Here is a 10,842-nt window from a genome sequence, read left to right on the forward strand (position 1 = left end):
ACCGGCGTGGTCCGACTTGTCGGAATATGGGTGTGTTCGGGCACCCACAGTGAGGAGAATCCCCGTTCCTCCACGGCGGTCGCCAGTTCCGCAACTCCAATCGACCGGTCGGTCAGGTGGACGGTGATACCCAGTTCCACGCCCGCGTTCCCTACGGCTCTTCGGATCAGTGGCCGAGCCGCTGGCCGTCGAACCGATCCACTGTGGTGAAATCCTCCACCGGACGCCTCGACAGTTTCGTGAGTTGACGAACCGGCACGCCGAGGGGCAGCATCGCCGCCACGGCATGGGTGTCCGGCAAGCCAAGGAGGTCGCGAACCTCGTCCTCGGCGGGGACAACCGCCGTGGTCACCACGCCGGCCAGGCCCTCGGTACGGGCGGCCAGCAGGATGTTCCAGACCAGCGGGTACACCGAGGCACCGGTAACCAAGCCGACTCGGTCCATGTCTTTGTCCATGGAAGCCACAGTGGCCAGGTCCACGGTGACCACGAGGAGGACCGGCACGTCGCCCATGTGGTCGAACAGGGAGAACTGGTCGGTCGGGGTGGCCATCGCCTCGTCGGGGTCCACGTTGGACGGAACGACGGAGCTGAATGGGGTCTCTCCCGCCGCCGCCTGGGCGGCATAGAGGCGCAGCGGGGGTCCAGCCAACTCGCCGAGCCGTTGTCGAAGGTCCCGGTCGCGGACCACCACCACGTGGGCGCCCTGTCGGTTACCGCCCGACGGGGCGAACCGGGCCGCGTCGAGGATCCGGTGCAACTGCTCGTCGGTGACCGGCTCGTCGGTGAACTCACGACAGGCAAAGGCAGTGCGCATGGCGTCGAACAGGTCCATGGTCAAAGCCTAGGAGGGGCGGGTAGGGGGCCTGCCGTTGGGCCGCCCCGTCGTCACCCCAGGAGAGACACTGGGCCGTCGGAAAGCCAGAAGCCTTCCAGGGCCCGGTACGGAATGGTGATGGAGACGGTGTGGCTACCCGAGCCGCCAATGGTGCCCGGAGTGAACGACAGCACGAGGCCACCGTGGGTCAGGTTGAACCGCTCGAAGTTGGCGGCATCGGGGCCGGCACCGACCACCCGCCGCTCGTCGGTCCACGGCTGGTTTGCCAGGCGCTCGATAGCCGCCGCTGACAGTGCGGGAACCCAGTCGGTCTCCGGGTCGAAGAGCTCGTCGAGGAGCACCGGGAGGCCAGTGGAGAGGTCGAAGGTTTCGGCAAGAATCTCGGACTCGGCGGCCACCGCCCCGGGCAGCAGGCGTCGGACGGTGTCGCGGACGCTGAAGTAGTTGTCGGTGGCCAGCAGAACCTCGGATCGGTGTTGGAGCCAGGTGCACCGGTTGTTGGTTGCGTCCCGACACGAATAGCCGTAGCGCTCGACTAGGGGCACCACCTCGTCGAGGAACGCCTCGACCGAGGCGACGATGAGGCCCCTGAGGCGGCCGTTGACCCGCGGGGCGGCCCGGGGGCCCTCGACCCGCTTCCAGTCGGCGTAGACCTCGATGATCCCAGGTCCGCCGACCTGCTGGCCGTCGGGTCCGAAGGCGGCCACGCCGGTGTCTATGGCGCAGTAAACGGGCTCCACGACGATGGCTGGGCCGTCGACGGTCTCGACCTCCTCGGTGCGCTTGCGAGGAACGACCAGGACCTGGCCAACCTGCAGGCGGTTCGGGTCGGTGATGCCATTAGCCCGCATGAACTGCTCGACCGTGCGGTCGTATCGTTTGGCGATCTTGCCGAGCGAGTCGCCCGACTCCACGGTGACCGTTCGCGGGCCCTCCTCGGGCAGCGGGTCGGCCCCGATCTCTGCCAGGTTGACGCACTCGTCGGCAGCCGCCACAAGGTCGGGAAGGCTGGTGGGCGTCCAGCCGGGAACTACGACCTTTCCGATGGTCGTCGTGGTGGAGGTGTCGCCGAACAAGTTGACCACCGTGGTGGTGGTCGGTTCGGCGACCTCGTCCTCGCCGCCGCACGCGGCGACCGCCAGAACGAGTAGAAGACCGACGAGGGCGGCCAGTGGGCGGGATTGCATAGGCCGCTGATGGTACGGCCACCGCAGGGCCCGGTCATCGGCAGAGCAGGCCCGTCCTTTGACGCCTAGGTTGTCGACTGCAGGAGGAAGTTGGATATGGCTGCGGAGTTTCAACCACCCGGACCCGGGCGGTGGCAGTTAGACCGCTCCCACTTCACGGGCGGCACCACCCCGATCATGCTGTGGTTGCTGCCCGCGTCGGTGGAGGCCGCTTACCGCGAGCAGTGGCCGGTACTGGGCATACCGGCCGAGACGCTGTCGGTGGCCTTCGTTGAGGGCTTTATGTACACGCGGCTGCGGCCTCTCGTCATGGCCGACCGGCCCTCGGTTAAGGCTCCCCCCACCGTGCTCCTGAAAATTGCCTCCCGCCTGCACCCAGAGTTCCGGCGTCGTACCCGAGCCGCCCGACGGACTCTCGAGACCTCACCCGCTCCGGCGGTCATCGAGCAGTGGCGCTCCTCGATCCGACCGCGCCTCGTGGCCCGGAACCTGGCCCTCCAGGACGTCGACCTTGGATCGCTGGACGATCAGGGACTAGCCGACCACGTCACCGAGATCTTGACTCACCTTCGGTCGACCTTCGAGGAGCACTTCCGCCTCCATGGCTACGACCTGGGGCCCATTGGGCTGCTCCTTCTGGCTGCTGGTGAATGGGGCCTGGCCAGCACAGACCTGCTCGCCACGCTGGCCGGAGCATCACCGTCGACGGTCGAGCCGCGGGAGGCGCTGGGCCGAATCCGGGCCGCCGTCACCGCGGCGGGGGTTCAACCGACCAGCCTGTCGGAGGTCGCCTCCGCATCGCCGGAGGCCGCCGCCGAGCTGCACGCCTACCTGCGCCAGCGCGGCTCGGTGCTCTACGCCGGCTACGACCTGGATTCACCGACGTTGGGCGAGGCACCCGACGTGGTGCTAGCCAGCATCCTCAGTGGTGACACCACCGGTCCGGATCCCGATGCGGCCGACAAGGCTGCCGCTGTGCTCCGGGAACAGGTGCCGGAGGCCGACCGCTCCCGGTTCGACGGCCTGTTGGCCGATGCGCGTGAGGCAATGGATCTGCGTGACGACAACGGGCCAATCACTGCCGAGTGGCCTTGCGGGCTGCTGCGTCTGGCCATGCTGGAGGCCGGTCGCCGGCTCGCCTCGTCGGGACGTATCCGGGACCCCGCCCACGTCTTCGAGCTGGACCGCTACGAGCTGCCCGCCGTCGTGGTCGGAGCGCCGGAACCCGGTGCCGACGACCTGGCCACCCGTGCCGCGAACCGGGCACGCCAGAAGACCCTGGATCCGCCGGCGACACTGGGAGAGGCCGAGGCACAGCCGCCGCTGGATGCGCTACCGGAACCGTTGGCCACGACGGTGTCGCTCGTCCTGACCGTGATTGCCGAACTTGGCATGGGCGAACTGGACGGGCCGCCCGTCGATCGCCTGCCTCTCACCGGGACGGGAATCGGAACGGAACCGTTTGTCGGCGTGGCCCGGGTGGCCGAGAACGCTGACGAGGCGTTCGACCGTCTGGAGCCGGGCGAGATTCTGGTAACCCGAACTACCTCACCGGCCTACAACATGGTCCTCACCCTCGTTGGCGGGCTCGTGACCGCCGAGGGCGGCCCCATGTCCCATGCTGCGGTGCTGTCACGAGAACTCGGCATCCCAGCCGTCGTCGGAGCACCAGACGCCATGAGTTCCATCGCCGACGGTGACCGCATCGAGGTGGACCCGCGGGCGGGCCGGGTACGTGTGGTGGGCGGTACCTGTCCGGCCGAGTAGGCCACGCCCGGTCGTCGGACCCCGGGGCGCTCTGAACCACCGGATCCTTCGAGCCCGCGGGTGCTGTCTGACCACTGAGGTGGTCCGGGCACATTGTTAAGGTCCGCGGGTGGCCACGTCGCTGGATCGGACCGACCCGGGTACCGGCTACTGGCCGTCCGCATGGCCCGTGGAGTGCGGAGGCAACCGTCGACAGAAGGCCCGAACCGGTCGGCTGGATGCCTCTTCGGGAAGTGCCGAGGTGGTGACCCGGCACAACGACCGGTGGAACGTGATGGTCGTGGAACGGGACCCCGGTGAGTGGTTCCTTGGCGGCACCATGCCGGCGTTCACCGGGCCACCCCCCTACGGCTGGGTGGAGCGGATTGATCCGGAGACCCTGGAGCCGACCAGGTCCTCAGAACACCTGCCGTGCGGAGACCACGTGTGGTGTGGGGCAATCCTGGCCCACGCCAACGGGTCCATTCACTCGGTCAACGGCTCGTACCTCCACCGGTTGGATCCTGACTGCCAGGTGATCGCCGAGCGGGAACTTCCGGTCAACCGCAGCCACAACGGGTTGCTGGCCCTCTCTGACGGAACGCTGATCACTAAGGACCTGCGCCTTGAGGGCCAGGGTGGAACGACCATCACTCGCCTCGACCCGGACGACCTGGGCTTGGTCGCTGATCCGATCACCCTCCCTGAAGGGTCGATGGGTCGGATCGCCGCTGACCACGACTCGGACGGCGACACGGTCTACGTGCCGGGCACCGAACACCTATGGCGGATCCGGGTCGACGACGACGGTATGAGAGTCGACGGAACCTGGTCGCCCCGGTATCGCACAGCCGACGGTGACCATGGTCTGGCTTGGGACTCGTGCCTTTCCGACGGCGCTGCGTGGCTTATGGACTGCGGCGACATCGAAGCGGTTCGCCTCATTCACACCGCTGAACCGAACGGCCGATGGCCCGACCATCCGGGTCGGGAGCTGTCGTGGCGTAATCCGACCCCGTGGTCCGGGGCCCAACGCCTGCTGCGGGCCGACCTCGACGATCCGGAGCGCCTCGATGTGGTCGAACCCTTCGGGACTCCGGGAGGCGGCATCTTCGCCCCTCCGGTACACGTGCCCGAGTACCAGGTGGTCGTAGCGTGGGATTCGGTCAACGGGGGCTTGGCTGGGGTGGACACGTCCGACGGCTTGGACGTGCGCTGGCACCTCGACGTTCGACCGACCATGCAGCCGGTGGTCTTCCCCGACTCGGCAGAGATGGTTATCAACGACTTCACCCGGGAGGGAACCGACGACCTGGTCGTGGTCGATGTCCGAACCGGAGACCTGCTTGACCGGGTCGACACCGGGTCCCGGGTCGCCAACGGGATGTTCCTAACGGCGGGTGGGAACCGGGACGTCTTCTACTGCACCACCCTGTGCGTGGCCCGGGTCACCTGGCAATAGGGGGGGACACATTCTGGCCACACGGATCGATCACTTCATGTACGCCGTAGCATCGCTAGACGACGGCATGGAATGGGCCGCGGACACGTTCGGGGTACCTGCCGCTTACGGCGGAGAGCATGTGGGTCTCGGCACACGAAACGCACTTCTGTCCCTCGGCTCCGCCTATCTCGAGATCATCGGACCCGACCCGGCACAGTCCCAGGACGGTAACGCTGGCGCACGGTTCGCCAACTTGACGAGCGGTGGCATGGTCACCTGGGTGGCCGAAGGCGATCTCAACGCCATTGCCCAGGTACTGGAATCGGCTGGTGTATCGACTCAGGGTCCCAATCGCACCCAGCGCAAGACGGAATCGGGTGAACTCCTCGTGTGGGATCTGTTGTTCCCTGTCGGGAGTCGGCACGGTGGGTGCATGCCGTTTTTCATTGATTGGCTCGAGTGCGCTAATCCGAAAGACACCAATCCCGTCGGGGGTGAGTTCAGGGCGTTGGCCATCACGACGCCCGACGCCGATGATCTCGCAGGCACCCTGCGCGCCATCGATCTCGACATCGGGGTGTCTGCGGGGCCACCGGGACTGTCCGTCACGATTGACTCGCCTCGAGGTGAAGTGGTGCTCGCGAACACGAATGAGACCTCACACCTGCAGTTCGGTGGCATCCGTTGAGGCTTCTGCAGTTAACCCAGGGCGATGCCATCCCGGCGGTCGGGGCAGCCTGAGAGGGGACGAAGCCCGCAGAACCAGCCCCAAAGGACCGGCCCTGAACTGCGGTTTTATTGGTCGGGCTGCCGCGATTCGAACTCGGGATCTTCGATCCCCCAGATCGCTGACCTAATCAAACACCATGGCCTCATGCCACCACCCTGACAAGGGCGGTGACTCCCATGGCGACCATGACCACCACCACCATGGGGGCCCGCCGGGCCACGGCCAGCACACCCGCCGCCACCCCGATTAGCCGGGCGTCAACCACGAGGGACGGACCATCGCCCATTGCCATGGCGACTATCAGCGCCGAGAACAGAGCAGCCGGTAACAGCACTGTCACCGGAGCCAGCCGGTCAGCGAAGCGGTCCCCGGCTACCACTCCTACCAACTTGAAGGCGTAGGCCCCTGCGGAGAGCGCAGCCAGTGCCGTCCAACTCATAGCGACCTCCTCCGAGCGGCCACAGCCATCCCAGGCCCAACGGCCAGTGCAGCCAAAAGGATCGGCACTCCCGCCGGGGTAGTGGGAACCGCTACCAGAGCAATGACCGCCCCGACCAGTGCGGTTACCTTTCCAGCTCGAGTCACAACGTGGGGTACCAACAGGGCTACGAAAGCTGCAGGAAAGGCCGCGTCAAGGCCCCAAGCACCCGGGTCCTCAAGGCTGGCCCCGAGGAGAACCCCGGCCACCGTGCCCGCCACCCATAGAGACATGATGGCCAGACCGGTGAACCAGAATGCGTCGTGGGCAGTATTGGGTTCATCCTGAGCGCTAGCCATAGCAGTGGTCTCGTCGGTCAAAAACTGGGCTGCCACCGCCCGTCGGAACAACCCTCCTCTCAGCACCGGGGTGACCACCGGACCGTAGAGAGCGTTGCGAGCCGCAAGTAACAGGGCTCCACTCACCGCTGTAGCCGGGTTACCGCCCCCGCTGATCACCGACACGTAGGCAAACTGAGATGACCCGGCAAAGGTGAACACCGACAAAGCCACTGCCTGGGCCATGGTCAGTCCGGCGCTGTCCGCCAGTACCCCGTACGGGAGTCCGATGAGCCCGCACGCCACGGCCAGTACCAACCCGTCCCGACGGTGGGGTTGGAGGATCAGGCGCACGAGAGACAGCCGATCAGGCAGCGATCAGGTCAGTTAGAAGCCCCTGACCATCAGTCGCATTCATGGTTGCAGTCTTCCAGAGCCAGCCTGGAAGACATCGAAAAGCATATTTCTGCTGACCTAGGGGCACCCCTGCCGGTCTACTCAGCCTTCTGGGACAACTGCCGGGCCGTAGTGGGGCGGCTGGCCAGTGATAGCTGCCCAGCGGCGAGTGCCGTACTCAAAGTGCCACCACTCTCCGTCAAATATCACGAAACCCTGGGCGACCATGGTGTGGTACAGCAATCGGCGGACATCCCGGTCGACACCTGGCTCGTTTTCCAGCGCCGTCGCGTGAGCTTTGGACGTTAGATCGTCAAAGCCGGTTCCGGGCGCCAGTGGAATGCCATCAAGGCAAAGGGTTAAGTCGACTGAACCACCTGTGAGGTGGGGCGACGGTGTCGAAGGCTGGTCATTTGGTTCAGCGAAGAAGCCAGGCGGAAGATCGGGGTCGGCGTAGGCCATCTCGTAAAGTTCTGCCTGTAGGGCGTGTGGTCGCCATCCGTCAAAGACGGCCAGCCCCCATCGCTTCAGAAGGCTTTCGGCTGCCCGACCGAGGCGGTCGGCTACGGATGTCCGCAGAAGACAGTCCGGAACAGCGTTACTCCACCCGGCGAGACGGTAGTTCCCGAGGCAGGTGATGCGGGGGTGGTCCACAACTACAAGAGGTTCCTCCACCCGGTGGTGCACCGGTGGGTGGGGTGGATCCACCAGCGTTGGGAGCGGTCTAGTCCTCGGGACAGTTGTTCCGGCGGAGGCCAGCACCTCGGCAGCAGGAAGTGTCAGCTCGGGTTCGTTTAAACGGCGGCTCAAGGGGCACCCAATACCTGGGCCGTAACCTCCAGCCGGTTGGCTCCATCATGGGGGTTAAAGATCGGGAGCAGGAACTCGTCCAGGCTGTGTTCGTTGGCCAGAGCGTCCAATTCGGTGGCGCACTCATCCACCGTTCCAGCGATCACAAATGGCAGCACCCACTCGTCAGGCACGTGGCGGGCTGCTGAAGCTAGGCCGTCGCCCAACGCTGTGCGGATAGTGGCTATGTCGGTATCGCTTATACCGAGAGCGGTTCGGACCGATGCGGGGGAATCGACCAACCGATAGGTCAGGTGCTGGCGCACCTCCTCTAGGGCCGCGTCATCGGTGACCACCATGGTCGAATAACAGATACTGACCTCGTTGCCGGAGCGAGACGCACCAGTTCGGATCTTTTCCACGTAATCACCGAGCAATGGTTTATAGATGAAATCGAGCATGACGCCGTCGGCCGTTGCCCCACCCAGATCAAGCATCCGCGGACCTCGGCCGGCTACCCAAATAGGAAGGTCAGGACGGGCCCAGCCCAACTGCGCAGCGCGCATTGAGAACGTTGGCGCGTCCAGATCGACCACTTCACCGGCGAATAGGGCCCTACAAGCCTCGATGGTTTTGCGGACGGTCTCCAGTGGTTGCACCCGCTCAAGAGCCAGCGGATCTAGCGTCAGACTTCCGCCTGCCCCCAAACCTAGAAAGGCCCGCCCGCCCGATAGTTCATCAAGGGTGGCGATCGCAGTGGCGGTCTGTGCAGGATGTCGGGTGTACGCGTTGGTGATGCCTGGCCCAACTTCCAACCTGTCGGTGGCCTCAGCAATCGCCGTCATGGTTACGTAAAGGTCACGCGTTGCCAAGCCTTCGTCATAGACCCAACTGCGCTTAAAGCCAAGTCGCTCGGCTTCTACAGCCAGATCGCTGATGAGGCCTACCGGTGCTTCGGGGATCAGGTTGACGCTGCCGTAGAGCCGTCGGTTGGGCATCTGCGAAACCTACTTCGGTCTTCGAACAAGTGAACGGGGGTCGTGGGCGCTAGTTCAGCGAGCGAAACCACCAGACGGTCAACTAAGGGGAGGGCAGCGTTGTCGACCTTCGTGATGGCAATGGCGAATCCGGCGTCGGTGGGTACCCCCTGGCGCCCTCCGTTTGGATGGGTGAGAAGCACTGCAGCTCGCTCGGGAGTCAGGCGCTCGGAGGGAGAGCATCCGACAGTTGTCGCCAGTCGGAGGGGGCGGTGGCACTGATCGGCGATCACTCGGTCTAAAGCATCGGCACCAATCACAGCCACCACATCAACCGGACCTTTCGGGAGTGCCGGTTCATAGGGGGCAGGAGCCTTAGCCGGATGACCCCGCGACCCGTCGGCTTCAACCACCACGTAATCGACAAATTCGAGCCAGCTGGCTGGCGCGTCTAGCTTCACGCCCACACCCTTAGGTTCTCCCATTACCGAGTCGTCAATGCGGTCCCACACGAGAACAGGTCGGTTGTCGCGAGCCACGTTGGCGCCCAATTCGGCTGACGATGGGCCGACGAGCAACCGGGCGTCACCAATCTCGTGGGCAGCCATGCGGGTCGTGGTAGTCAGGATTACCTTCGGTCCAAGTCGTGCGCCAATAGCGTGCAACAAGGTGGTTTTCCCGCCACCACCGACGAGCGAAGTGATGCGGCCGGGTTCGCCGAGGAGATCAGCGATGTTGGCCATTGTGTGATTGGGATCATCAGACATCAGGTGCTGCGATCGATCCAGGCGAGAACCGCCTCGAGGACTCCCCCTCCTACGGCCAATGCCTTATCCGATACCCGGTCGACGCTTACTTCGCAGCGTGGATCGATGTCTCCCACTTTAGTGTTAGCCACTAGAGGGGTCCCCTCGCTCACCAGGCCACGGACAACCCCTTCAAGCGCGGCCAACACGGGGGTGTTTCCCACATAGCCCAGCAGTTCACCAACCGAGACTCGGTCACCGATCTGTCGAATCCATCGTGCCTCCCCATCGACAGGGCTTCGCAACACCCGCTCAGCGACACGGCCGCTCACCTCCCCGGGAGTCCCGGTATCGGCGGCCGCCGGCCCGTCAAGGATCACCCGACCCAAATCTGGCCCTCGGAGAGTCTCGACTACTACATGACAATCCCGACCAGCGGAATAACCCGGTCCGAGCGCAACAACCAGCGGGGCATCATCCACAGAGGTGTCGGGGTTGCTCTTAAGTAAGCGGGCGTCGATTACTACCGACCGGGGGACCACATCAGGTGGAGGCAGGCCGGGGCAGATGATCACAGGTACCGCGCCGGTGGCTGCCTGAGTGGCTAGTTCTTCAAGTCGGTCGACGCGGCAGGCAGTCATTCCCTCAACGGTGGTGATGCCCGACGAGTCAGTGAGAACGGTAGAGACGGCCACAGTCCGGCGAACAGTCAGCGGATGCTCCAACTCGCAGACCGCCACCGGGAAGCCTGCTCGGTGGAGGCGCAGTGCCGTACCGGTTGCCAAGTCCCCGCCGCCACGCAGGAGACAGAGATGTTCAGGGAACAGCACCGAGCGCCTGCTCCGGTCAGGCGGTCCGTTGACGGTCGACTACCTGAGCGAGAATCGATACAGCTATCTCCTCAGGGGTTTCAGCGCCAATCTCTATGCCGACTGGAGACGTGACCCGTTCGAGGGCGGCCTCGGACACTCCGCCGTCCAGTAGTGATTTTCTTGTTGTATCCCAGCGGCGTTGGCTTCCCATGACTCCTACCGTTCCGACTTCGGTGGCTAGCAGGTGGGGAAGATTTTCGACGTCGACTTGAGCGTTACGGGTGACCACCACGGCGTGGTCATTAGCGGCCAGTCGAAGATCGGCCAGTACATCGGCTAGTGCTCCGGGTCGAACGACGACACCGGATCCGTCGGGCAGACCTTCGGCCAGCTCCTCCGCCACGTCAATACGGTCATCGGT

12 protein-coding genes are annotated in these 10,842 nt (G+C 64.9%); 3 read left to right on the plus strand and 9 right to left on the minus strand.

What is annotated here, in order from left to right; all coding sequences use genetic code 11:
- Positions 1–166 precede the first annotated feature (166 nt).
- Entirely contained in the window at positions 167–835 is a 669-nt protein-coding gene (locus tag MK181_10320; protein ID MCH2420193.1) for a nitroreductase family protein, read from the minus strand.
- Between the two features lie 53 nt (positions 836–888).
- Positions 889–2,025, minus strand: a complete 1,137-nt coding sequence (locus MK181_10325; GenBank protein ID MCH2420194.1) for a LysM peptidoglycan-binding domain-containing protein — start codon at positions 2,023–2,025, stop codon at positions 889–891.
- A gap of 96 nt (positions 2,026–2,121) precedes the next feature.
- Between MK181_10325 and MK181_10330 the strand changes: the two genes are divergently transcribed.
- The 3 genes from MK181_10330 (at position 2,122) to MK181_10340 (ending at position 5,903) form a co-directional block, all read left to right on the plus strand.
- Complete coding sequence (locus MK181_10330) at positions 2,122–3,792, plus strand: PEP-utilizing enzyme (GenBank protein ID MCH2420195.1); 1,671 nt, start codon at positions 2,122–2,124, stop codon at positions 3,790–3,792.
- Positions 3,793–3,901: 109 nt separating this feature from the next.
- Positions 3,902–5,233, plus strand: a complete 1,332-nt coding sequence (locus tag MK181_10335) for a hypothetical protein (GenBank protein ID MCH2420196.1) — start codon at positions 3,902–3,904, stop codon at positions 5,231–5,233.
- Between the two features lie 67 nt (positions 5,234–5,300).
- Complete coding sequence (locus MK181_10340) at positions 5,301–5,903, plus strand: VOC family protein (protein MCH2420197.1); 603 nt, start codon at positions 5,301–5,303, stop codon at positions 5,901–5,903.
- Positions 5,904–6,087: 184 nt separating this feature from the next.
- Here the strand turns inward: MK181_10340 and MK181_10345 are convergent, their stop codons facing one another.
- From MK181_10345 to MK181_10375, 7 genes are all read right to left on the minus strand, one after another.
- Entirely contained in the window at positions 6,088–6,384 is a 297-nt protein-coding gene (locus MK181_10345) for an AzlD domain-containing protein (protein MCH2420198.1), read from the minus strand.
- Positions 6,381–7,055, minus strand: a complete 675-nt coding sequence (locus MK181_10350; protein MCH2420199.1) for an AzlC family ABC transporter permease — start codon at positions 7,053–7,055, stop codon at positions 6,381–6,383. The genes MK181_10345 and MK181_10350 overlap by 4 nt, the downstream gene beginning before the upstream one ends.
- Positions 7,056–7,199: 144 nt before the next feature.
- Complete coding sequence (locus tag MK181_10355; GenBank protein ID MCH2420200.1) at positions 7,200–7,772, minus strand: hypothetical protein; 573 nt, start codon at positions 7,770–7,772, stop codon at positions 7,200–7,202.
- A 131-nt stretch (positions 7,773–7,903) separates the two neighbouring features.
- On the minus strand, positions 7,904–8,884 hold the full coding sequence (locus MK181_10360; GenBank protein ID MCH2420201.1) for an LLM class flavin-dependent oxidoreductase: 981 nt from the start codon (positions 8,882–8,884) through the stop codon (positions 7,904–7,906).
- Entirely contained in the window at positions 8,848–9,630 is a 783-nt protein-coding gene (gene yqeC / locus MK181_10365; GenBank protein MCH2420202.1) for a putative selenium-dependent hydroxylase accessory protein YqeC, read from the minus strand. The genes MK181_10360 and yqeC overlap by 37 nt, the downstream gene beginning before the upstream one ends.
- The gene (locus MK181_10370) at positions 9,630–10,439 is read right to left on the minus strand and encodes an EF2563 family selenium-dependent molybdenum hydroxylase system protein (protein ID MCH2420203.1); all 810 of its coding nucleotides are present in this window, start codon (positions 10,437–10,439) and stop codon (positions 9,630–9,632) included. Before MK181_10370 ends, yqeC begins: the two co-directional genes overlap by 1 nt.
- Positions 10,440–10,455: 16 nt before the next feature.
- On the minus strand, positions 10,456–10,842 hold a 387-nt coding region (locus tag MK181_10375), incomplete at its 5' end, for an XdhC family protein (GenBank protein ID MCH2420204.1).

The organism is Acidimicrobiales bacterium (assembly GCA_022452035.1).
In the GTDB taxonomy this organism is placed as follows: domain Bacteria; phylum Actinomycetota; class Acidimicrobiia; order Acidimicrobiales; family MedAcidi-G1; genus UBA9410.